15 protein-coding genes are annotated in these 24,662 nt (G+C 41.4%); 10 read left to right on the top strand and 5 right to left on the bottom strand.

The features are described 5' to 3' along the window. Window position 1: 1 nt before the first annotated feature. Complete coding sequence (locus U2P89_RS10980) at window positions 2–3,397, bottom strand: TonB-dependent receptor (RefSeq protein ID WP_416188635.1); 3,396 nt, start codon at window positions 3,395–3,397, stop codon at window positions 2–4. Between the two features lie 266 nt (window positions 3,398–3,663). Further along, window positions 3,664–4,584: a FecR family protein gene (locus U2P89_RS10985; protein ID WP_019538939.1), complete on the bottom strand. Its 921-nt coding sequence runs from the start codon at window positions 4,582–4,584 to the stop codon at window positions 3,664–3,666. 169 nt (window positions 4,585–4,753) lie between these two features. Here U2P89_RS10985 and U2P89_RS10990 point away from each other — a divergent pair, with 169 nt between their 5' ends. After that, window positions 4,754–5,038, top strand: coding sequence for a LysO family transporter (locus U2P89_RS10990; protein ID WP_019538940.1), 285 nt, complete (start codon window positions 4,754–4,756; stop codon window positions 5,036–5,038). Then, on the top strand, window positions 5,028–5,630 hold the full coding sequence (locus U2P89_RS10995) for a lysine exporter LysO family protein (protein WP_019538941.1): 603 nt from the start codon (window positions 5,028–5,030) through the stop codon (window positions 5,628–5,630). The genes U2P89_RS10990 and U2P89_RS10995 overlap by 11 nt, the downstream gene beginning before the upstream one ends. A 10-nt stretch (window positions 5,631–5,640) precedes the next feature. Here the strand turns inward: U2P89_RS10995 and U2P89_RS11000 are convergent, their stop codons facing one another. Next, on the bottom strand, window positions 5,641–6,177 hold the full coding sequence (locus U2P89_RS11000; RefSeq protein ID WP_026327198.1) for an RNA polymerase sigma-70 factor: 537 nt from the start codon (window positions 6,175–6,177) through the stop codon (window positions 5,641–5,643). Between the two features lie 482 nt (window positions 6,178–6,659). On the opposite strand from U2P89_RS11000, the gene U2P89_RS11005 reads away from it, so the two are divergent. From U2P89_RS11005 to U2P89_RS11040, 8 genes are all read left to right on the top strand, one after another. Continuing rightward, complete coding sequence (locus U2P89_RS11005) at window positions 6,660–8,045, top strand: SGNH/GDSL hydrolase family protein (RefSeq protein ID WP_394333051.1); 1,386 nt, start codon at window positions 6,660–6,662, stop codon at window positions 8,043–8,045. Window positions 8,046–8,075: 30 nt separating this feature from the next. Further along, window positions 8,076–10,658 (top strand): glycoside hydrolase family 38 C-terminal domain-containing protein, encoded by a 2,583-nt coding sequence (locus U2P89_RS11010; RefSeq protein ID WP_083710936.1) that lies wholly within the window; start codon window positions 8,076–8,078, stop codon window positions 10,656–10,658. A gap of 61 nt (window positions 10,659–10,719) precedes the next feature. Further along, entirely contained in the window at window positions 10,720–13,077 is a 2,358-nt protein-coding gene (locus U2P89_RS11015; protein WP_019538945.1) for a GH92 family glycosyl hydrolase, read from the top strand. A 65-nt stretch (window positions 13,078–13,142) separates the two neighbouring features. Further along, a complete protein-coding gene (locus U2P89_RS11020; protein ID WP_019538946.1) occupies window positions 13,143–16,286 on the top strand; it encodes a SusC/RagA family TonB-linked outer membrane protein in 3,144 nt (1,047 codons plus the stop codon). Window positions 16,287–16,486: 200 nt separating this feature from the next. After that, entirely contained in the window at window positions 16,487–17,998 is a 1,512-nt protein-coding gene (locus tag U2P89_RS11025) for a RagB/SusD family nutrient uptake outer membrane protein (RefSeq protein ID WP_076929505.1), read from the top strand. Between the two features lie 23 nt (window positions 17,999–18,021). Further along, window positions 18,022–19,398 carry a DUF4185 domain-containing protein gene (locus U2P89_RS11030; RefSeq protein ID WP_076929508.1) on the top strand — a complete coding sequence of 459 codons (1,377 nt, stop codon included), beginning with the start codon at window positions 18,022–18,024 and terminating at the stop codon, window positions 19,396–19,398. A 40-nt stretch (window positions 19,399–19,438) separates the two neighbouring features. Beyond that, window positions 19,439–19,909, top strand: coding sequence for a hypothetical protein (locus tag U2P89_RS11035; RefSeq protein ID WP_076929510.1), 471 nt, complete (start codon window positions 19,439–19,441; stop codon window positions 19,907–19,909). A gap of 12 nt (window positions 19,910–19,921) precedes the next feature. After that, on the top strand, window positions 19,922–20,938 hold the full coding sequence (locus U2P89_RS11040) for a DUF4961 domain-containing protein (RefSeq protein WP_076929512.1): 1,017 nt from the start codon (window positions 19,922–19,924) through the stop codon (window positions 20,936–20,938). Between the two features lie 135 nt (window positions 20,939–21,073). Here the strand turns inward: U2P89_RS11040 and U2P89_RS11045 are convergent, their stop codons facing one another. Then, a complete protein-coding gene (locus tag U2P89_RS11045; RefSeq protein ID WP_019538951.1) occupies window positions 21,074–22,672 on the bottom strand; it encodes a DUF6377 domain-containing protein in 1,599 nt (532 codons plus the stop codon). Between the two features lie 312 nt (window positions 22,673–22,984). Continuing rightward, window positions 22,985–24,364, bottom strand: a complete 1,380-nt coding sequence (locus U2P89_RS11050) for a hypothetical protein (RefSeq protein WP_322191421.1) — start codon at window positions 24,362–24,364, stop codon at window positions 22,985–22,987. Window positions 24,365–24,662: the final 298 nt, after the last annotated feature.

Genomic DNA, 24,662 nt, shown 5'->3' on the forward strand with positions numbered 1-24,662 from the left:
ACTAAAATGTAAGATTGATACCAAAATTGAATGTCTTCATCTGTGGATAATACCTAAAATGGCCATTACTGTTTTCCGGATCCATGTATTTCATTATACCTGTATTATTGGTAAAAGTCAGAAGATTGAAAGAGTTTACATATAGTCTGAGTTTTTCAAGTCCAACTACTTTTATCCAGTTATCCGAAAACGAGTAACCGACTTCAAGGGTTTTCAAACGTAAATAACTTGCTTTTTGCATTGTCCATGTATTATTACTGGTATTTGCTTGAAAACCGGCAGGTCTAAGGGCGGGCATAAAGCCTGGGATCCAATTACTATAGGGATCCGAAGGATCTTCCCTATGCCATCTATCCATCCAGAGATTTAACCCGTTGCCTAATCCCTGTTGAATAAAAGGATCCATAAAATCTCCACTTGTGAAGACCTCGTGTCCGGCTGCGCCTTGGAAAAATAATGTAACATCTATGTTTTTATAGCTCCCGAATAAATTTAAACCATAGTACATCCAGGGATTGTCTCCATGCCCAATAGGCTGGTCATCCTTCCCGTCAATAATTCCATCGTTATTCCAGTCCTGGTATTTCAGATCCCCCGGCATTAGAGACTTATTTCCATTTCCATCTTGTATAGGTGAATTCAAAATATCTTCATAGGACTGAAATTGACCCAGAACTTTCTTTCCCCAACTGATGGATTTAAAACGATCATTCGTGTTATTCCTCCAGTTGTCATACATGTTTGCGGACTCAGCTCTTTCTACATGACCGTACGAAGAACGGGTAGCGGAAAAATTACCTTTTATATCGTATGTAAAGTCTGAAATTTTATTCCTATGACCAACGACAATCTCAAATCCTTTTGTATTATCTGAATTTAAATTTTCCTGCGGAAGAGATCTTCCGAATGTCGTAGGTAACGTTAACAAGCGAGTGGCAAGCAATCCTTCTCTCTTTCGTTGAAAATAATCGAATTCTAAAGATAATAATCCCTGATAGGCAGATGCTTCAAAACCTATGTTTAAAGTAGTGGATTCATACCATGTCAGATTCAGATTGGGCATTCCTTTATCCTTTGCTCCATTTGATAGTCCACCACTGCCTAACACATAATTTCCATTTGGATAGGTGTAGCCGGATAGATATTGGTATGCAGCAAAATCCCCTTCATCACCAATTTTTCCATATGAACCTCTCAGTTTCAAGTTTTCAACATTTTCAAATTTCTCTTTAAAAAAACTTTCTTCAGAAATTCTCCATCCTAAAGAAATTGCGGGGAAGAACCCCCATCTTTTCTCGGGTGCAAATTTGTATGAACCGTCATATCTGAAACTCAATTCAGCCAAATATTTGCTCGCATAGGCATAATTGAACCTTCCTACAAATCCTTGATGAGCCGATACTGAGGCATTTCCTCCATTGTTTATATTGACTTTATCTCCGGCATTAATCTGGTCAATTGCACTGATAGAGAATTGACGATATGCTTCCACCCATTCAGTTCTATCATTATATAATTCCCATAATAATAGAGCTGAAATATCATGACTCCCAAATTCGTTATTGTAGTTCAAAGAATATTGTTGTGTCGGTTTGAAATAATTTTCATTCTTTGCGGTTAGTTCGGATATCGTATGACTCCCTGCTACATTATATGTATCAGTACTAGCGTCGTACAGATACTCGTAGTATTCTTTATACCAGTTCTTATTGTTCGTGTTATTAAAGTCATATGCCAGCATGGCTTTCGCTGATAGGCCTTGTAACCAAGGGATTTTCCAATTGAAGGATATTGCTCCGTTAAAGACCCTTCTGTCCCTATTAGAATAACCAACGTTGTCTATTTCAGATAAATGGATAGGATTTCCCTTGTCCCCGGGAACCTGCCAGTAATCAGGGTTGTCATTGGCATAGATTGAATAAATAGGCCTTGCCATTTGTATGCTGCGTGTCAATGGTTCGGCTTCATAGGGTTTTTGCCTTGAATCAAGACGTCCACTTAATTGCAGATCAACAGTTAAACTCTTGGTTATTTCAGCGTTTATGTTTGATCGGACATTATATCGTTGAAAGTTATAATCGTTCGATTTATACATGCCTTCCTGATCTGTTAAGCCCAAAGAAAAAAAGTATTTAACTTTTTCACTTCCTCCAGAAACACTTACGTTGTGATACATTTGAGGCATAGTGCTTCGTACAGTTTCATTAAACCAATCAGTTGTACCAATGCCATTCTTAAATTTCGTCAGGTCTTCATCTGAAAAGGGAGCGTTAACACCCAGATTTTGTTGAGCCTCATTATAGAGTAACGCATATTCGTACCCGTTCATCAGTGTCGGATATCGTGTGATTTTCTGAAAACCATAGTATCCTGTATAGTCTATTTTGGCCTTCCCCTGCTGTCCTTTTTTCGTTGTAACCAATATTACTCCGTTTGCCCCTTTAAATCCGTATACGGCTGCAGATGCATCTTTTAGAATACTGATAGACTCAATATCGTTTGCATCTATTTGATTGAAATCCCGCTCAATGCCATCCACGATAATCAAAGCGTTTCCATAGCCCCGGATATCAATTGATGCGGCATCGTCTCCGGGAGCACCGCTTCTTTGAACTGCGCGTAATCCGGGGAGTTTTCCTGCTAACGCATTGGTTACGCTGGCTGTTTTGGCACTTGTGATGTCTGAAGCCTGAATGGACGCAACGGAACCTGTAACAGATGCCCTTCTCTGAACCCCATATCCCACAACAACCACTTCTTCCAACGCTTGAGTATCTTCTATCAATATCAGGTTAAAATTGGATTGGTCACTTACACTGATAATCTGTTCCAGATAGCCTATATAAGAGACCTGAATTGTGGCATCGTTTTCTACCTGAAGAGTGAAATTTCCATCTATATCAGTAACCGTTCCATTGGTTGTCCCAACTTCCACAATATTAGCTCCGATAATAGATTCTCCCTGCTCGTCAGTAATTTTTCCAGTTATCTGTTTTTTTTGTTGTTGGACAATGGTTGTGACTATTTCCTTACCATTGTCTTCGGATTTTCCGATAGAGAGGATAATATGATTTCCTTCCATAGTGTAGTCAATATCCTTATCCTTGAGCAGGGAATTGAGTATTTCTGAGACTGCTTCCTGCTTTCCTCTGACCGACACCCTTTCATTTGTATTCACCTCATTGTTGTAGATAAAAAGATAATCGGTTTGTTTTTCGATTTCGTTTAGCACCCCTTTGAGAGTTGTATTACGCTTGTTAATCGTAACCCTGGCGTTTTGAGTATAGCCGACTTCCGCCATAGCACAAAATATGCAGGTAAATAGTAGAATAAAGGTTGCGCGCATAATCAATAAAAAATGGTTTATGGGTATTTTTTCGGTTAATTGACTACCCATTGAATTGTTTTTCTTCATACATTTGTAATTGTTTTAAGTTGATACTTAGATAATTTTAGGCTTTGTCAACGAAAACATCCGATCGGTGGGCGCTGCAACGCCTGCCGATTTTTTAGTTTTCTACTGCTTAATCACTTTACTACATAGGCATTTCATTTTAAATTTACTAAAGTTAGACTATTCTTCGCCATGGTATATTCAAACAAACTGAGTTGTTTTCTGCAAACCAGTTTGTCTTATACTTATTTGGCTTAACCGAATAGTTGTTATTTTATATACACTATCCCTGTTGTTTCATCCCTTTGGTAGGAAAAATGGATACTTTTCTGCAGCACCCTTAAAGCATAATCCACTCCATCAGACTGCCGGAATTTTCCGGTATAGGTGCGTTGTGGTAACGAGCTGTTAGAGATTTGTATCCGGATATCAAAATATTTTTCGAGAGACTGCAGGATATCTTCAAGTCTTTTATTATTAAAGGCGATCAAACCATCTTTCCAGAGATACTTATCCATGTCAGTTATTGGGGTCACATATAGTTTTCCATCTTTCAGGTAGCTTCTTTCATCAGGTTTGAGAGTAGTAAGTTTATGATCGTTCTTGTAAATCTCCACACTTCCTTCGAACAGGCTGGTCTCGAAACCTCCATGTTTGGAATAAGCTTCTACGTTGAATGATGTGCCGGTTACCTTAATGTCTCCCGAAGTTGTTTTTACCATGAATGGTTTTTTATCGTCCTTACTTACCTCGAAAAAGGCTTCCCCGTCTAAATATACAGTCCTATCCTTCCTGGAAAATTCCGTAGGGTAACGCAATGTACTATTGGCATTCAGCCAAATGTCGGTGTTGTCGGCAAGGATCAGATGGATGCGTTGACCTGCAGGGACAACAAGTGTATTATAGTCCAAGGAGTTATTCTCTTGTCGCAGAGTGTGCAGATACAGTGCACTCGCAATGAGGATGAATAGACTCGCCGCAATCGCACCGATATGATACCCAATTGTACGCCTTTTTCTGTTCGTGTTTGAGATACCGGGAGACCTGAATAATATTGCATCGTATATTTTACGTTCCTGCAGGAACGTAATCCTATTCTCTTCAGATGTGTCTATCCACTGTCTAATCTGTTTTTCTTCCTCCAGTGTCGTATTACCTTCAAAAAAACGGTATAATAGATCTTTATTCATTATCTAAAATTGTGTCTTTATATATAACATTTCAACATTCGACTACCCTAAACGGATGAGTATTTTTTTTAAAATTATGTTGACTTTGGTATATCTGATTATTTATTTACTTTTGTTTATATGCTTAATACACTCGTTTCAAACAAATAACAGACAAATCTTTTTGAATATGTTTATTGCAATTGGTTTTATGCTATTGGGAGGCATTTTTGGATTCGTGTTACGAAAAAAAGAATTCAGAAATATTTCAAAAATTATTATCCTGCTGATTTGGCTTCTTTTATTTATTCTCGGATTAGAGGTAGGTAGTAATCCTGAAATAATATCCGGGCTGGCCAATATTGGGGTGGAAGCTTTAATTATTACCCTTGCTGCGGTCTTTGGTAGCGCTGTGGCTGCATTATTGCTCTGGAAACATATTAATAATAAGAGAAAAGGCCTTCATGAAGAGTAGTCTTATTATTGTCTCTTTTTTTGCCCTGGGGGTATTCTTCGGTCATTTCGAAATTATTCCGCTTTCTGTCGTCGACAATGATATAAGCTTTTACGCATTATGTTGTTTGATGTTTTGTGTTGGATTGAGTTTGGGTAACGATTCCAATACGCTCAGGCGTTTCACAAGAATAGACCCACGGTTTTATTTGCTACCAGTGGCAACGATTGTGGGTACGCTATTGGGATGTGCAATAATTGGCTTTCTACTTCCCGGCCGCTCAGTTATCGAATTCATGGCTGTAGGTAGCGGCTTTGGTTATTATTCATTATCAAGTATTTTTATAACGGAATACAAAGGGGTGGAACTCGGCACCATTGCATTACTTTCGAATATACTCCGTGAAATAATGGCATTATTGCTTGCCCCTCTTTTTGTAAAATATTTCGGTAAACTGGCTCCGATTTCAGTAGGTGGGGCAACTACAATGGATACCACACTCCCGATCATATTGAAATTTTCAGGGAAAGAATTTGCCGTTATCTCTGTTTTTCATGGATTCATACTCGATCTCAGCGTACCTGTTTTGGTTACAATATTCTCTTCTATATAATGAGCAGTGGTTACATAAAATCTTTCAACGATTCACGCAGCAGCTCAAGAGCCTTCGAAATGTGATATTCTATAGATTTCTGACTGAGATCCATTTTTCGGGCAATCATACTGTATGAAAATCCTTCAACACGGCTCATCAGGAATATCCGTCGTGTTTTCTTCGGTAATTGATTCAATGTGGAGTCGATGATCTTTTGTATCTCTCCGGAGAACAGAAAATCGGGCTCGCATGCTTCCAGTGTACTGATCTTTGTTTGGAGTAACCATTCGGAATGATCTCTTAGGTCTTCCGTTACACGCTGTTGTACCTGTTGATGTTGCAGATAATTAAGACATTTGTTTTTAACGATAGTCATAAGATAGGCCGGCGGTCTGGTGTCGGGAGATAGCAGCCGCCTGTTTTCCCAAAATACCGCGAAAGCCTCAGACACAAAATCCTCTGCCGTCTGCCTGTCTTTCACGTACCCTATCGCAAAACGGATAAAACGTTCGTGATATTCGTTGAATAAGAGGTTGAAACTTTGTATATCGGAAAATGACTCCATCCGGCACTTAACTTTGAGCGGCAAATATAGTGAAACCTGAGAGAAAAGCCAAGCTTGCTTGAGTTTTCCGAGGCGCATCCTACTATTCTGCAAATATAAACAAAACTTTGCAGCCTGTCGGTTTTTTTAACATAATCGTGCGGCTATAAAAAAGAAGTTCATTTCAAATCAGTTTACCAGAAAGATCTTCCTTGTATTTTATAATATTATAATATACAGTGTTTTATTTTATTTTTCACTGTAAAATCGTTTACTTTTAAACCTACTTTACGTTTGAAAGGGTATTTTTCGTCTTTATATTTGCAAAATCATTATTTAATATATTTATAATTACCAAGAATGGGGAGAAGAGGGTAAATTACTCTCTACCATGAATTATTTGTGTATGTCGGAGTAAAAAGTGAACTATTTCTGTCATTACCTTATGTTAAATTTTTTTAGTTAAACAGATCCTTCGGGTCACAATGATATTTACTATGAATATTACAAAAAGATTTACATCAGTTTTTATCGCGTTGGGTATAGCTGTTGGCTTGTTCTCCCAACCGGTTAGCCAGTTCGGGGAAGGGGAAAGGGTTGTCTTTCTGGGAAACAGTATTACAGATGGAGGGCACTATCACTCATTTATCTGGCTCTATTATATGACAAGGTTTCCAAACAGGGATCTGCGTATACTGAATGCAGGGATCGGTGGCAATACGGCTCTTGACATGTATAAACGTTTAGATAGTGACGTGTTCAGTAAGAATCCCACTACGCTGGTCGTTACATTCGGAATGAACGATTCGGGATACCAGGAATATAACGGAGATGACGGAGCCAGGTTTGGCGAAGAAAAATACCGGGAAACCTATGAAAATTTCAAGCTGCTGGAAGGTCGGTTGAAAGGGCTCTCCGGTACAAAGATCGTGATGATGGGAGGATCTCCGTATGATGGAGCTGCTAAGATTGATGGTAATACTGCTCTGAGGGGGAAAAATGACGTGATGCAGCGTATTGTGGCATTTCAGAAGAAATCAGCAGAAGAGAATAACTGGGAATTTCTGGATCTGAACGCCCCTATGACAGCCATTAACCAAAAGTTCCAGGTGAACGATCCGGGATTCACCCTTTGTGGTCTTGACCGGATTCATCCTGAAAATGACGGACACATGGTGATGGCTTACTTCTTTCTCAAGGAGCAGGGATTGGATTCCAATGTAGTATCGGACTTTGAGGTGAATGCGTCCAAAAAGTCGGTTGTCCGGTCGGCAAACTGTGAAATCTCCAATATAAGAGGAAATGAAGGGACACTCTCTTTTGATTACCTGGCTTATTCGTTACCCTATCCGTTAGATACCATTCCGCGTGGATGGAACGCAAAAAAATCACAGGCCGACGCAATGAAATATATACCATTTATGGAAGAAATGAATCAGGAGGTAATTAAAGTCTCCGATTTAGAGAAAGGTGATTACAAGATGTTCATTGATGGAGAAGAGATCGGGACATGGTCGTCTGACGACCTGAACAAAGGGGTGAACCTGGCGGCAGAAACAAAAACACCGCAATACCAGCAGGCTCTGTCGATTATGCATCTGAATGAAGTGCGGTGGGAGATTGAGAGAAATTTCCGGGACTATGCCTGGATACAATTCGGCTTTTTTCAGGAAAGGGGATTGCTGTTTGCCAATAACCGTGCATCGCTTGAAGCACTTGATAAGGAAACGGGTAACAACGGATGGCTGAGAATGCATAGGGATAATTATGCCCGGATGATGCATCCATCGTTTCGTGAAACGCGGCAGGCGGAAATGGATATGCTCGTTACGAAGATCTATGAGATAAACCAACCGGTAAAGAGAAAGATAGTTTTAGTGAAAATCTGATTGGATTGTAATCCCTGTAAAAGAAACGATATGGTACTTGAAAATTTAAGTCAAAAACATAGGTTGTCAGTTTTTATTCTGTTTTGTTTTCTACTGGTGAAAATACCTGTGTTGTCACAGACCGCATGGTTCACCGATGGTTATCATGGCGGTATCTACGGTCATTACCCGCAGTGGCAGGCACGATTCATGGTAGAGCAACTGGAGAAACATCCTGATTGGGCAATCAATCTGGAGATCGAGCCCGAGACCTGGGATACGATCAGTGTGACAGACGCGGAGAACTTTAAGGCATTCCAGGCATATTTTGAAAAAGAGGGTCCGTCGGGACGTATAGAGTTTGTAAACCCGACCTGGTCACAACCATACTGTTATAATATCTCGGGTGAGAGTATTATCCGGCAATTCCATTACGGTATGGCAAAGACCCGGGAGTATTTTCCAAGTGCCTCTTTCGTGACTTATGCCGTGGAAGAGCCCTGCTTCACGAGTAGTTTACCGCAGATACTGAAAGGTTTTGGTTATAAGTACGCGGTACTGAGAAACCCTAATACATGTTGGGGAGGTTATACCAGTGCTTTTGGAAAGAACCTGGTAAACTGGATCGGGCCTGACGGGACTTCTATTCCGGCTGTGCCGAGATATGCTGTTGAAGAGTTATCTACGGAATCGACCTGGCAGACCGAATCGTGGACCAACTCCAACAGTTTCATTGAGAAATGCTTTGCCAATGGTATACAGTTTCCGGTAGGGATGTGTTTTCAGGATGCGGGATGGGACGGAGGTCCGTGGCGCAGTGAATACCAGCCTACGCGATATACTACCTGGACCAATTATTTTGAAATGATAAAAGGAAAGGTGGAACCGGAAGACTGGCATTTCACGCAGGAAGATATCAAACCGGGATTGGTGTGGGGTGCACAAGTGGTGCAGGAAATTGCCAAACAGGTGCGGGAGAGTGAGAACCTGCTCGTCACTGCAGAAAAGATGGCTGCAATGGATTATCTCTTCAACGGCAAGAGTTGGCCGGAAGAGGATTTTGCCGAAGCATGGAGGACGTTGATGCTTGCCCAACACCACGACTGCTGGATTGTTCCCTATAACGGCAGGCCGGGAGATACCTGGGCCGATAAAGTAGTCCGGTGGACTGAAGCTACAAATCAAATCGCGTCCGAAAAGATATCAAACCTCTTTGCCAGGACGAATAATACTGAATATATCCGTGTATATAATACGCTGGGATCGGCACGTAAAGAAGAGGTCGCCCTGATTCTTCCGGAACATTTTCGAGGCCGGAAGATAGTAGTCATTGATGCCAAGGGTAAGCCTGTACCCCATCAATTATCAGAAAGTGTTGACGGAGAGGTAACACTGTTCTTTGAAGCATCGGTGCCGGGAATGGGCTATGCTACTTACTGGCTGAAACAGAGTGATAAGGAACTGCCCTCTAAAAAAGAGCTGGATCTTTCCTCAGAGAAACTCACATCTTCAGAAAAACTCGCAATAGAAACAGACTATTACTCAGTAATTATTGATCCTGCGCATGGTGGTACGATCACAAGCCTGATCGATAAAAAGAAGGGGAACAAACAATTGGTCCAAAACGGGAAATACCTGAACGACCTGAGAGGCTTTTTTTATAAGGAGGACAGATTTTATGAGGGATCAGAAAACCAGGCTACAGTCTCAGTGATGGAAGAGGGAGAGTTATTTACCCGTGTAAAAGTCGAAAACCAAATTGCCGGGCATAACTATTATCAACTGATCACTTTTTATGAAAATAATCCCCGTATTGATTTTACCCTGCATATCGACTGGGATGGGCAGCCGCGGATTGGTGCGTATGACCAGAGCGATAATTATGAAGCCACTGACCGGAATAAGGCTTTTTATAATGATGACTATAAGCTTCATGTACGGTTTCCGTTCAGTGATATAGGCCGGAAGATATATAAGAACGCACCGTTTGATGTCACCGAAAGTAAGCTTGACAATACGCTTTATTCAAGCTGGGACACTATCAAGCACAATGTGATCCTGAATTGGGTGGATATTACCGGTCAGGAGCAGGATTATGGAGTTGCACTCTTTTCAGATCATGCTACGAGTTATTTGCAATCAGACAGTTTGCCATTGGGGTTAACTGTGCAATATACCGGTAGGGCTTTATGGGGGAGAGATTACAGTATCCATGGCCCCACCGAAATCCGGTATGCGCTTCTGCCTCATTCCGGCGACTGGGAGAGGGGAGAGGTGGAAAAAGCGAGCAGTCAATGGAATGAACCAATGGTCGCACAATTCACGTCGGGTTCCCCTGAACAACAGGAAAGATCAATACTCGAAACGATCGGTGACAATCTGGAAATAACCTCTATGGTCGTGGAGAACGGCAATCTGCTTGTACGTATCTATAATACATCCTCCCGCGAAATTTCCCGCGAAGTGACCTGGAACTGTAGTGTGGATAAAATAGAGCAGGTAGACTTAAAAGGTGATACTATCCGTGAATTATCGCCTGTCGATAAGGGGGCGGGGCGGTTGCAGACAAATATAACAATCCCCCAATTCGGCTTTGTGACATTGCGGTTTATCGATTTGCAAATAAAAGAATGATTTAGTTCGCAACACTGCTACATGACTATATATCTGACTTAGATCCTTTAAAACAATTAATATGATATCCAATCGAAACAAGCTGACAGCAGTTATTCTTTTATTCGTCTTCTGCGCAATGACCGGGATTACCTCTTGTTCAAACGCAAAGAAAGATAATACAACAAAATTCTCACCAGCGGATTATGTAAACCCCTTTATAGGGGCAAGTACCAGTACTTCGGCAGCCGGAGTTTATCACGGATTAGGTAAAACTTTTCCGGGAGCAACCACCCCGTACGGCATGGTACAGGTAAGTCCGAATACCATTACCGGTGGGGATAACAGCCCGGGATACAGCTATGAACATAAAACAATAGAAGGTTTTGCTTTTACACAAATGAGCGGTGTAGGCTGGTTCGGGGATTTGGGTAATTTTCTGGTGATGCCCACAACCGGCGAATTGAAAAAAATTGCAGGAAAGGAAGACGGGAGTATCACCGGCTACAGATCGTATTACGATAAGAAATCCGAGGTTGCCGAGGCCGGATTTTATTCGGTCGACCTTACAGATTACGGGATCAATGTGCAGAGCAGCACTACACCCCGTTGCGGCATATTGAAGTTTACCTTTCCCGAAAATAAAAAATCACGTATTCAGATTGACCTTGCCCGTAGGGTGGGAGGAACATCTGTAGAACAGTATGTGAAAGTGGTAGACCAATATACCATCAAGGGGTGGATGAAATGCACGCCCGATGGTGGTGGCTGGGGCGACGGAGAAGGTAATACAAACTATACCGTACATTTTTTCGCCCGTTTCAGCAAGCCGTTGGAGAACTATGGATTTTGGAGTGCCGATATTCCTGATGGTTGGAGCCGGAAGAAAGATGATGTGGTGAGCGCTCCTTACCTTACCAGAGTGTCCGAAGCTCCGGTTATTACGGGAAAGGATGAAATGAAAGGAAAACATCTTGGTTTTTATACCGAATTTCCTACTCAGGAAGAAGAGCAAATTACACTGAAAGTGGGTATCTCCTTTGTCGATATGGAAGGGGCAGAAAATAATTTCAACACTGAAATAGCCTCGTTAGATTTCAATGAAGTGAAGACTCAGGCACGTCAGCTATGGGATAAAGAGTTAAGCCGGATTAAAATATCCGGAGGAAGTGATGATGACAAGACTATATTCTATACTGCATTATATCATACTATGATTGATCCCAGAATATTTACCGATGCCGACGGTCGTTATATGGGTGGTGACAATACAATTTATTCAACAAACGAAACCTTTACCAAACGGACCATATTCAGTGGATGGGATGTGTTTCGCAGTCAGTTCCCGCTACAAACAATTATAAATCCTTCTCTGGTAAGTGATCAGATAAATTCACTCGTTACGTTGGCTGAACAAAGTGGCAAAGAATATTATGAACGTTGGGAAATTGTGAATGCTTATTCCGGATGCATGCTCGGGAATCCGGCACTCTCGGTACTTGCTGATGCTTATGTAAAAGGAATCCGGACTTTCGATGTAGAAAAAGCCTATGAGTATGCGAAAAATACTTCCCGTGTATTCGGTAATGATAAACTGGGATATACTCCCTCTGAGCTCAGTATTTCGCATACATTGGAATATGCCTATACAGACTGGTGTATTTCACAGTTAGCGAGTGCAATGGGTAAAGACGAAGAAGCAAAGGTATACGCTCAGAAATCTCAGGCATACCGGAATATTTTTGATAAGGAAAAAGGATGGTTCCGTCCCCGCAAAGCAGACGGCTCATGGCAGGACTGGCCGGAAAACGCCCGTACAACCGAATGGTATGGGTGTGTGGAGTCAAACCCTTACCAGCAGGGTTGGTTTGTACCACATGATATAGAGGGTATGGTGGAACTTATGGGTGGAAGAAAAGCAGTGCTGGCAGACCTGTACAGCTTCTTTGATAAAACCCCGGATGACCTGTTGTGGAATGACTATTACAATCATGCCAATGAACCGGTGCATTTTGTGCCTTTCTTATTCAATAAACTGAATGAGCCATGGAATACACAGAAATGGAGCAGGCATATTTGTAAGAATGCATATCGTAATGAAGTGGAAGGAATTGTAGGTAACGAAGATGCCGGGCAGATGTCTGCATGGTATGTGTTAACAGCATCGGGCATTCATCCTTCCTGCCCCGGGGATACAAGATTAGAGATTACCAGCCCGGTATTCGACAGGGTAGACTTCAGGCTCGACCCCGATTACGCCCGGGGAGAGAAATTTACAATCATTGCCCATGACAATAGTCCGGCAAATATATATATCCAAAAGGCAGTGCTGAACGGAGAAGAATATAGCGAATGCTATCTTGATTTTTCTGATATCGTTCAGGGAGGTGTTTTGGAATTATATATGGGAAGTACTCCTAATAAAGAATGGGGTAAGTAATTATTTTATATATACTTAACCATAAATAAGTGCAACTTTTTATTAATCAAAAATTGTTTACAAACATGAAAAGAAAACAGAGAGCGGATGCACCTGGTGTGTTTTCCAAAATTGTAAAACTGCTGTTGATCCTGATACTGCTATTAAATAGCGGAGTACAGGCGAAAGCCTCTTCAGATCTCATTTCACAACGTCCTGAAAGAACTATTTCCGGTGTGGTAACAGATGAGAACGGTGATTCTGTAATTGGTGCGACTGTTGTAGTGAAAGGTACGACAATAGGTACCACCACGGATATTGACGGAATTTTCTCTTTAAGAATACCTTCAGATGCTAAAACGCTGCAGATATCGTATGTGGGAATGATGACTGTAGAGTTGACAATCGGTGATAATTCACAGTACAATGTGGTTATGAAACCGGATGCTGTTCTGATGGAAGATCTGGTAGTTATCGGATACGGAACCCGCTCAAAAAAAGATATGTCCATAGCAGTGAGTTCTGTAAAAAGTGATGAATTGAATGAACGCCCGTCTGCCTTTAACATCATGCAAGGCATAGCCGGAAAAGTGGCCGGGGTAACAAACGTATCAATGTCCGGCAGACCTGGTGGTGGTTCTTCCCTCCGCGTTCGTGGAATGGGCTCCATCAATGCGGGCAAAGATCCTATCTATGTGCTCGATGGGGTAATTGGGGTTGACCCCAATATCATCAACTCTGCGAATGTGGAATCTATCGACATCCTTAAGGATGCAGCTGCCACCGCTATGTATGGCGCCCAGGGATCAAACGGGGTTGTACTTATCACCACCAAGAAAGGTAAAAAAGGCAAAGGCTCCATTACCTACGATGGTAAGATGGGATTTGGTTTTATGAATCGCAAACTCGACATGCTGGATGCCGATGAATATATGGAAGTTCAACGGCGCAGCTATGCTTACAGCGGACAAACCATGCCTCACCTTACCACTGCCGACGAAAAACTCTTCTACTATGCTAAGGATGCTTCCGGCAACTACCAGTACGATGAAAATGGACTGCTTATTGCTTCGCCCAGGTATAACACAGACTGGCAGAAGGAAATGACCCGCACAGCCATTACCAATGACCACATTGTATCTTTTTCATCAGGCAATGATGATACAAGTGTTTATTCAAGTGTTGCTTATCAGAATTATGAAGGGGTGATGAAAAGTTCCGAGTACGAACGCTTTTCCGGTACTATTAATGTAAACAGCAGGATCAAGGACTGGCTCCGCGTTCAGGTTGTAGGAACCGTAGGAAGTCAGAAAGGTAACAATAACGATATGGAAAGTTCTTTCGGTCAGGGGGCGATCCGTAATATGATCGAGATGCCGCCCATTGTGCCTGTTAAATACGAAGATGGTACCTGGGGACGCAAGGGAGATTACAAATTTTCCGAAGAAGGAGAGAATCCACTGCTGCTGTTACGGGATAGAAGGGATGAATGGAAATCCAACTTCTCCGTATTCAGCCTCAATTCCATTCTCGACCTAACCAGAAAGCTAACGCTGACTGTCCAGGGAGACTATCAGCAGAGCAACAGGAAGGGGATGAGTTATGCCAAAGCCGGACTTCTGGACGTAAGCGAAAATAATGGTGGTTACGCGGATATCAGTAACTCCGATAATCAGAAACTCACCAGCGAAAACTACTTTACCTATACCGATGAGTATTTCAACGGACAACTCAGTTCTAACTTTGTGCTGGGTGCCAGTTGGTATTATAATCGCAATGAAAGTTCATCCTCCGGTTCCGAACAATACTTCGATGATTCATTCGACTATCATAACCTTTCGGCAGGAACAACATGGCATGAACCCAGATCCGGGATGAATCAGAATACGATGAATTCATACTATTTCCGGATGAATCACAGTTTCCGCGACAGGTATCTGCTGGGTGTTACATTCCGTGCTGATGGTGCTTCAAACTTTGGTATGAACAACAAGTACGGATACTTCCCGTCAGTATCTGCCGGATGGCGTATTTCGGAAGAGAGTTTTTTCCGACCGCTCCTCAATGTAGTAAGCCAGGCCAAGCTGAGAACAAGTTACGGTGTGGTTGGTAATGCCTCCATCCCCAATTACAGAACCATTTCACAATACGGAAACGGCTCTACCATTTTCAACAAGGAGCTCACGTCGTATGTAACTTTGAGCAATTTGGGTAACAAAGACCTCAAGTGGGAATCATCACGACAGTTTAATGTTGGATTAGATCTCAGCTTCTTCAACAACCGCTTAGAGGTAATCATGGACTATTACACCAAGTCAACCCAGGACCTGTTGTTCGAGAAACAGATACCTATCACCACCGGATATGCTACTACATGGTCCAATCTTGGCGAGATACGGAACGATGGATTCGAGGCTACCATTACATCCCGCAACATTCATACAAAAGATTTTATGTGGGTGACAGATCTTGTGTACTCCACTAATAAAGTGAAAACAATAGATATAAACGGAGAAACCATTGATACAGGGAATAATACCATAGCCCGGGAAGGTATAGACTGGGCATCGTATTACGTCTATAAAAGACTGGGTACCTGGAGTCTTGCCGAGGTAGAGGAAGCTGCCAGGTATGGCAAAAGACCCGGTGATATCAAGTACGAAGATGTGAACGGTGACTATAAGATCGACGAAGAAGATCGTCAGTTAATGGGAACCGGCAGACCGAAAGGAAACCTCACCATGGTGAATACCTTTACCTACAAGGGCTTTTCATTGATGGTTGACCTTAATTATGTGTACGGCTTCAAGATCATGAGTATTACCCATTCCATGGGCGAAAACAGACCGTTGTACAGCAACAGCGTGAAAGATATACTTAAAGCATGGACACCCGAGAATCAAAATACTATGGTTGCCGCACTGCGTTTGCCGTCAGACCCATTCTTCGGTGAAAACGAAAAAGATTCGTATATGCTTCATAAAGGGGACTTCCTGCGAATACGCAACGTTGTACTCTCGTATTCTTTCAGTCCTAAAGTGCTTAACTGGCTCAGGGAAGTAAACAACCTCTCATTGGGAGTATCCGTTGAAAACCTTGCGTTATTCACCCAATACCCCGGATATGACACAGAAATGGGAGCATTCAATACAGACAACGGACAGAGTATCGACTTCTACTCATACCCTCGTCCAACAACAGTTACTGCTAATATAAAGATTACATTCTAAGAATTAAAGAGTAAAGAACAAAGAACCAAGAGTCAAGACTTTGTTAGTGAAGAATTAAAAGTGAAAAGTAAATAATGAATAATGAATAATGAAATAGTGAACTTCTCCACTTCTTAGTTCTAATTTCTTCGTTCTTGATTCTAAAAATTCTGGTTCTAAAACGTTCCATACACATTGATGTAAACAAATAAAATAATTGTATGAAAAAGATATATTCAAATATAAGCTGGCTCATTGCCCTGGCGGTAATCATCACTTCATGCGACTCTTTCCTTGAAGAAAAGCCAAAGACATTTCTGAACCCCGATTCATATTACCAGAACGAAAAGCAGGTCTTGGCTGCTGTCAACGGTATATACACTTTTGTTGACGATATTATGGACTCAGATATTGAGCCCGGTTCGCAGAGCTTCATTTTCCTGGAATTCATGCACGGATACGGTGAACGTATGCGCGGGTCAGGTACCCAAGACCTCGCTCAGGCCAACAGTCTGCTCATTGCGGACAATAACAGCTATGTGCAGAGATTCTGGGAAACAGCATACCGGGCTATCGAGAATTGCAACAGCATCATCGAAGGCATCGAAGGTATGGCAGAAGGGACAATAAGTGAAGCCAAAAAGAACCAGTACCTGGGAGAAACTTATTTCCTCCGTGGTTATTTTTACTTCAATCTGGTAAGGCTTTATGGGCCGGTGCCCCTGAAACTCACACCCACTAAAGATGTAAGCAACACAGCCATTGAGCTGTCATCCGTAGATGCCATCTACACCCAGATCGATGCGGATATGACAAGAGCTGGCGAATTGATGGAAGATATGGAGTGGACAAATACCAGTGGCCGTGTAACTAAGGGAACCGTGAAGTCTATACACGCCAAGGTCTTACTTACGATGGCCGGATATCCCCTTCAAAAGGGAACCGAATACTATACCAGGGCCTACAACATGGCAAAGCAGGTATATAACAGTGGGAGATTTTATCTGTTCGACAGCTATGAAGAGTTGAGAACTGTTGAAAATTCCGGAGAGATTATCTGGTCCATTCAAAGAGAGGCCGACAATGCGGGTAATCCCCTCCATAGTGCCCTGTTAGCTTATCCTGCGCCGGTAAAAGCTGTCTCTGCCAGTGCCGCTTACGGTGGAGCAATCACTGTTACCCGGATGTTCTTCGACACCTATCCCGAAGGCGATAAGCGCAAAGAAGAAAGAGAATTCTATTATACCCAACAGGAGGCACTCGACCAATCGGGCATGGTAGACCTCGGCAGGCTATATATCTATAAGTACTGGGACCAGGATGCCGCGGTAACCGGAAAATCCGGAGCCAACTTTACACTCTTAAGATATGCAGATGTACTGTTGATGTTGGCTGAAGCAAAAGCCCAGGCCGATGGAGGAACCACAACCGATGCCGATGCCATTGCAGCCTACTACGCCGTTAGAAAACGTGCATTGCCGGAAGAAGTGAAACCAACATCCATCACTGTCGACAGGATATTGCAGGAACGTTTCTGGGAACTGGCTTTCGAGAATCAGACATGGTATGATATGTTGAGAACCCGCAGGGCTTTACATGCTGTCACAGGACAGATGGTAAATATGATCGGGTACCAGACGCCGACTCATACAGCACCGTTTACCGAAGCAAGTTTATTGTTACCATACCCGATCAGGGAAAAGAGGTTAAATCCTAATTTGAAGAGGGATTGATCATTTAATAACGAGTAGTTAATATGAAGTACAATTATAACCATATGGTATTATTATCGTTCTTACTTTTCCTCCTGGCCTCTTGTTCCAAGAGTGATGACAGCATAAGGAAGAATCCCTTTGAACCTGATGGTGGTCACACCTATATCAAGATCGCCACTACATTCAATGCTGACACGTTATCCCTGTCGTGGGAACTTACCAATCCGGAAGTCAGTTTCGATAATTATCGTATTGAGTTGAGTCAACCTGTCACAGTTAAAACTGTTGAAAAAGGCGAAACAACAAGCTACTTCACCCGTGTGCCTTATAATGAACCTGTATCGGTAACTCTCTCATTGGTGAAGGGTAGCGAAGTTGTAAACACCAACACTATCCAGGCAAAAATTGATGGTCTTGACAAGGTGATTGCCGGCATTATCATTCCCGACCAGGGAAGTGTAACCGCAGGTGATGGTATGTATTCCATTCCTTTACCCGACGGCAGGAGTATCTTCCTGATGGGCGACTCTTATATAGGAACGGTTACTAATGGACAACGTCCCACATCTGACCGTATGTATCGCAATACCTATATTGTGTATGACAACGGCAAGGTGAGTGCCATTTACGGGTACGGGGGCAACAGGAATGCTTCTGCAGCAGTACCTCCCGGTTATCCCGACGAGCAGAAATGGTACTGGCCCGGACATGGATTTGTGAATGGTGACAAGTTGTACATCTTTCAAACCCTGATGTATCAGGGAGGTGAAGGCATGTGGGGATTCATGTATGAAACCACCCATATACTGGAGTATAACCTTCCCGGTCTGGAATTGAATAAGATAACGCCCATACCATTCAACGGCTCTCCAGATATTCATTACGGAATGGCTGCACTGAACGATGGTGATTATAATTATATCTATGCACAGGTGGATATACGAAATGATATGGATCCCATCACCGAAGTACTGGTTGCACGGACCGCCGTAGGTAACCCATACGACAACTGGCAATATTACAACGGTTCGGGCTGGAGTATAAATCCATCAGATGCCGTGAAGCTGGAAGGCTTATCAACTGTACCTGTTTCGTCACAGTTCAATGTGTTCAAACTGCGGGGCAAGTATGTGTTGCTTACACAAAAGAAGACTTTTAATTCCGGTGAGATATACACGTTTATTGCTGATAACCCTACCGGGCCGTGGAGAAATAAGCAACTCATATTCAGAACCTATGAGCAGAACACTCCCCATTTATTGACCTACAATGCGATGGCTCACCCGCAGTTTGAGAAAGACGGGATGATACTTGTCAGCTACAACGTGAATACCGAAGTATTTGCGGAACAGTTCAGCGATGTAAGTACTTATCGCCCCCGGTTTTTCTGGATCGATATAGATAAAATTATGGATTAAGAGACTGCAAACTCACAACTTATAAACTTAAAAAATTAAAATGATGAAAAAATATGCATTCATACTTATTGTAGTTTCGGTTTTAGTCGCCATCGTAAGCTGCGAAGACGAAAACCGAACACAAATATCATCCGATTACCCATCTGACTATGATATAAATTATGGCCTCTTCCATGTTTACCAGTACGATGAGGTAAACATTAACGGGATCGACCTCGCCAAGAAGTTCGACTTCTTCGAGACTTTCAGGTTGACGTTGCACTATACCGATAACAAGATCAGTGCGGTAACTTTCAGCAATGGCGATGTGCCTTTTTCACCTTACAGCTATGAGATTCCTGCCGGTAAGGTGGATGCATATCTGAACACGAGCGTGCTTCCCAATGAACTGCGTTTAACTGAATCGGACAAATTAATCGCCTACTATGTAAACGGTGAGTTTAGCATCCCTTTCAAACTGGATTGTCCGTCACTGGATTATAAATATACTTTCAAAAGCATTAATCAATAAAATTGTAATAATATGCAATACATAAAAAAATATAAATACGCGTTGTCATTGTTGGTACTCTTATTCCTTGTTGTCACCTGCATGACCATTGAAGAGATCATTCACCCCGATAATGCTCAGGTTGACAGTGATATCAACATAACAGTAAAGATAAAAATCGTTGCCGAAACCGATGGTAACAGTAAGTTGGCATTTGGTATATTAATGCCTAAAGCCTGGAATGTGAAAGACAATGCTATGTTGACTCTTACCACTGACGCGGCATTTGCCGGGAATAAAGTTACCAACGAACCCATGGTACTGATGAGTGCCACAGATACAAATCCAACGGATGGAATGCCATGGGCATCTTCTTTCCAGAGCCGTATGGGCGTACTTGGCAACACAGGCCCGATGGAATGGGTCGTGTTTAAATCGGCTACCACTTTCCAAATCAATGATAACATTGCAGACCAAAAAACCGTAGTGGGTACTGTGAACATAAAACTTCATACAGGTCCGCGTGCCGTGAAGTTCTATGCAGGATACACATTCTGTGGTGAAGCATTTGGATTCCACAATGAAAAATACCCTGGTGAGGATGTGGTAGAAGCTAAACTTCTGGAAATTACCGGTGGTGATGAGCCTCAAATGGACTTCACTTCTGACCCCGCGGTATCTTTCGTTCCTGCCACTTTCGGTTTCGGTGATATATTTTCCATCCGCTATAACGAACCGAACTACGTAACCGAAGGTGGTCTGAAAGATGGCGATGTTCATCTGTATGCAAAGGTACAGTACATGGAAGGTGGAGTAGAGAAAGAAAAGATCGTGGACGAGATTTCCGATAAAACTCTTATGGAATCACTGGGTAATCTGGGCGCAGTGACTTCTTTCCAGAAATACATTTACCCAAGAGAATTCTTTGGTTTATCCAAAGATGCCGATATATCAGGCATTCAGGTTCATTTCACAAATAAGGATAAAAGTGTGGTTATATTGGATAATGAAACGCAAGATAATTTTGTGATAGAGGAAACCTGTGAGTAGGGGGTTATACCTGAATTAATTTCACCCGGTTCTTTGGATACTTCCCTTTTAAAAAGGAATGCCCAAAGAACCGGGTGATTATATCCTTTTTTTTAAGAAATTCAGATAGTTTCTCTATTTTGAAATATCCTTCTTTTAAGATATACTGCCGATCCTGATGATCATTTCTTCAAATTGATCACCCCCAGCCAGGGCTTTTCCCTTTACTTTGCTTTTATAGTTGTAAACAGTCTGCACCGAATAGTGCAGAAAGTCGGCGATCTGCTTCATGTCTGTGATCCCTAATTTGATCAAAGCGAATATACGAAGTTCATTATTTAACTCCCCTCTTTCGGGATAATATTGTTCATCAGCCCTGAGCAGAGAGTTGAATTCCGAAACAAAGTTGGGGTAAAGTGCCAGAAAAGTTTTGTCGAAATTGGCATGTAATTCGGAGATATCTTTCTCCAATTCATCCGTGGATAATTTAAATAGATTGTTTATCTGTCCGGTTTTTATATTCAGGTTCACATTTTTCCGATACTTGTGAAGTTTATTGACATAGATAGAACACTGGTTCATAAAGTAACCGATATAGTGTTCTTTCACGGTATTGGCTTCATCCAGCTTCCGGTTCAACTGCAGAAGATCTTCGTTCATTATTCTAAGCTCCTTCCGGGCTTTTGAAACGGCCTTGACCTGTAGATACAGATAAAATAAGGTAATGATCAGGACCAATGCAAATAGACTGGTAATGATTGAGAAGTTCTTTAAATTCTTCTGTTGAGAATAAATTTTTTGCAGGTAGGTGTCTTCAATGATGGGTTGTACCCGTGCAATAACGGAGTTTTTAAATCTTGCATTATAAAACAGCGCATCATCCAAAGCTATCCTTATATATTCGTATGCCCTGTCAATATCCCCCATTTCATACAGGTTTATGGCTAAAGACAGCAGCGCTTCATTTTCTTTTACCGCCAATTCTATGTCGGTGATCGCTGCGATAATCAGGTAATAATTTTCAAGTTCTTTTTTACCTGAGTGGCGGTATAATTTGGCGAGATTCATTGCAGCCATTGCATAACCGTGTGTTTCAGGTGTCTGATTATGAAAGACGGGTAACAACAATTTTTCTGCCTCTGAAAACTGCCTTTCTTCCTGAAGCTTATGTGCTAATTCTTTTTTATATTCTTCGGATCCTTCGTCTAACAACCCCATTACCTTATCTCTATAGGATTCCTTTTGTTTCTCATATACCAGCGAGTGGTTTGCATCGGAAGTATAGAATATAAGACTCTCAAAATATCGAATAGAATTCCAACAATACCATACCTTGTCTTTGTCTGACATGCTTTCATAATCAAGAGAGTCGAAAAGTTCAGAAGCTTCCAGAAACAAACCCGATAGTGAATAGATATAGGATAAGCGCAACAGATTCTCCACAATGATATCCTGATCATCCAGTCTGTTTGCAAGAGATAGATTCTCTTTGATATAAAACTCTGCAGAGTCACAAATGAAACTATTGTATTGTTCGATAATTTTCGAGTTGATATTGATTATATCGTTCGTATCGACCAGTAGTTGTTTTCTCTGCTTCAATTCCTGGATCTTATCTTCCCTTATCTTTGTGTATCCGGATCGTTCTGAAATAACCTTGTCCAGCACTTTCAGCAGGGAATCGTTTTCACTTTCCACGCTGAAAATGGCCGTTGGAAAAATAATCAATAAAAGTATAACATACGCGAGCCTCATAGTAAATAATCTCTCCGGTTGATCCAGTAATTTGCTTTTAAGAATTCATTCATGACCTTATCCTAGCGGTTGTAACCGTAATGTACAAATATATATATAATTTTGTGGTGTATTGCCATATTTAACATAATAATAAAGTTGTGTAGCTGATATACATCAATTTGTATGTCTTAATGATTTTTATATAGCTATAAGTCGAAAATACAGAGAAAAGATTCCTGAAACAGACACAAAAAATGTTTCAATCGATTGTAGATAAACCTAAAGAAAAGAAGAGATTAAAAATAACCGAAAAAGTCAATACAAAGAGGTTTATTTTGATATTCTACCGTTCAAGATTGTAGATGTGAAAGAATATGGATTTTTCGCCAATTTTTCAAATTTCAAGTATTTCTTTTTTTGTTCATCGTTTAAACGGTTCGTTTTGAAATCGTTCTTAGCCCTGCTATACCAATCGTATAACATCTTTTCAAGACCTATGCTGCCTGAGGAAGGCATTCGTTGATTATCAGATAGAAAGTTAATAAGCATATTGTACTTACTGTTCCACTCATAGACTTTTTTTTCCGTATCAATATCTGCATATTGATCTTTTATTCTCTCTACTTCAGATTTTTGACCTTCCGTCAGTTGATCAAAATTAATGCATTGTAATCTCCACCATCGATACAGTGAAGTTTCATTTTGGTCGGTTGAAGCGGAAAAAGGGAAATGCCAGTTCTGTGAGATGAACTTTTCCAAGTCAGCCAGTCTCTCATCAAATGGCTTGTTGGAAATACCAAGCGTCGCCGGGTCGCCCGTCTTGTCTGGATAGGTCTTATTGCTCAAACCGAAACACCCGTTCTTATATTGCTTGAAACGTTTCTTTGAGTCTTTGATCATCGATGTCCGGATGCTGTTGATATTTGTCTCAGGAAAATATTGCAAAACATGATCTGTTATTTCCCCGACTGCCCGTGGACTATCGTGTGCATTTAAAAATTCAATGATAGTTTCCCTGATGGTACCCGACTTGATATGTTTCCATTCTTTTAGCATATACATGCTTTTTCGGCCTTTGTGGGTTATTAAATCGTGTTGGTATAAAAGAGGCCGAAGCTGTTTGGAGGAGGTATATTTATGTTCCGGGAGTATCTTTTTAAATTCTGTAAATATATCATCTATGTGCATGGGTGTCCCTTGCTGTTTCAATATTTCATATATCACATCGGAAGGTTGTTTGGGAAGAACAGGAGGGGGTGGAGTGATGACTTTTCCCGAGACGGTTGCAAGGCCGAACTCATGCTCAAGGATATCGGACGCAACCTTTATTACACCTTCCAGTATTCCGTCCTTATATTTTTGCCATCCTGGCGAGCTTAATAAGTAGACTCCGAGGTGTGATATAAGGTCTATTCTACTAATTGACACAAGATGGTTTATATCAGTGATAAATCTGTTAAAATTGAAAGACTCTGCCAACCCTGCCGGAATCAATACACTGTTTTTCCATGTCTTATCATTTTCCCTGATAGCAAAGCTACCCATATAGATATGTGTGGAATCGGTAAACAGAGAGAGTATCTTCAGGATAAAAGCCCGGGTGAAATGAATATTTTCCCGTTCAATCAATGCTGAGATGCGGTCATCGTCCTGCCATATAATATCGTCCTCCTTTATTGAATGCTGATAAAAGGAACATTCTTCTTTCATTTGTTTAATAAAGGAATTATTGGGTGAAAAGAAGTTCCTGTATGTTTTATTTTTAATTTGATTGATCCGTTGACTTGATAGATTGTGTATTTTTCCTAATGATTTGTTTGTTAATAGTTTATTGTTTTCGAGTATGTGGTATGAATGAAGAAGGACATCAATTTCCCTCCTGTCGTTTGACCTGAGTTCTTTTTCGAGTATCCAAAACATGGGTATATGTCCCTGTTGTGTATAGTAATCATATACTCATGTTTCGCACTTCCCTCAAACCATTGACAAAGAAATAGAAGGGAAATGC

This window comes from Proteiniphilum sp., assembly GCF_034331125.1.
GTDB lineage: Bacteria > Bacteroidota > Bacteroidia > Bacteroidales > Dysgonomonadaceae > Proteiniphilum > Proteiniphilum saccharofermentans.

Coding starts and splice junctions, on each gene's coding strand:
- U2P89_RS10980 (WP_416188635.1), bottom strand. CDS start 3,397: ATGGGTAGTCAATTAACCGAAAAAATACCCATAAACCATTTTTTATTG.
- U2P89_RS10985 (WP_019538939.1), bottom strand. CDS start 4,584: ATGAATAAAGATCTATTATACCGTTTTTTTGAAGGTAATACGACACTG.
- U2P89_RS10990 (WP_019538940.1), top strand. CDS start 4,754: ATGTTTATTGCAATTGGTTTTATGCTATTGGGAGGCATTTTTGGATTC.
- U2P89_RS10995 (WP_019538941.1), top strand. CDS start 5,028: ATGAAGAGTAGTCTTATTATTGTCTCTTTTTTTGCCCTGGGGGTATTC.
- U2P89_RS11000 (WP_026327198.1), bottom strand. CDS start 6,177: ATGGAGTCATTTTCCGATATACAAAGTTTCAACCTCTTATTCAACGAA.
- U2P89_RS11010 (WP_083710936.1), top strand. CDS start 8,076: ATGGTACTTGAAAATTTAAGTCAAAAACATAGGTTGTCAGTTTTTATT.
- U2P89_RS11015 (WP_019538945.1), top strand. CDS start 10,720: ATGATATCCAATCGAAACAAGCTGACAGCAGTTATTCTTTTATTCGTC.
- U2P89_RS11020 (WP_019538946.1), top strand. CDS start 13,143: ATGAAAAGAAAACAGAGAGCGGATGCACCTGGTGTGTTTTCCAAAATT.
- U2P89_RS11025 (WP_076929505.1), top strand. CDS start 16,487: ATGAAAAAGATATATTCAAATATAAGCTGGCTCATTGCCCTGGCGGTA.
- U2P89_RS11030 (WP_076929508.1), top strand. CDS start 18,022: ATGAAGTACAATTATAACCATATGGTATTATTATCGTTCTTACTTTTC.
- U2P89_RS11035 (WP_076929510.1), top strand. CDS start 19,439: ATGATGAAAAAATATGCATTCATACTTATTGTAGTTTCGGTTTTAGTC.
- U2P89_RS11040 (WP_076929512.1), top strand. CDS start 19,922: ATGCAATACATAAAAAAATATAAATACGCGTTGTCATTGTTGGTACTC.
- U2P89_RS11045 (WP_019538951.1), bottom strand. CDS start 22,672: ATGAGGCTCGCGTATGTTATACTTTTATTGATTATTTTTCCAACGGCC.
- U2P89_RS11050 (WP_322191421.1), bottom strand. CDS start 24,364: ATGAAAGAAGAATGTTCCTTTTATCAGCATTCAATAAAGGAGGACGAT.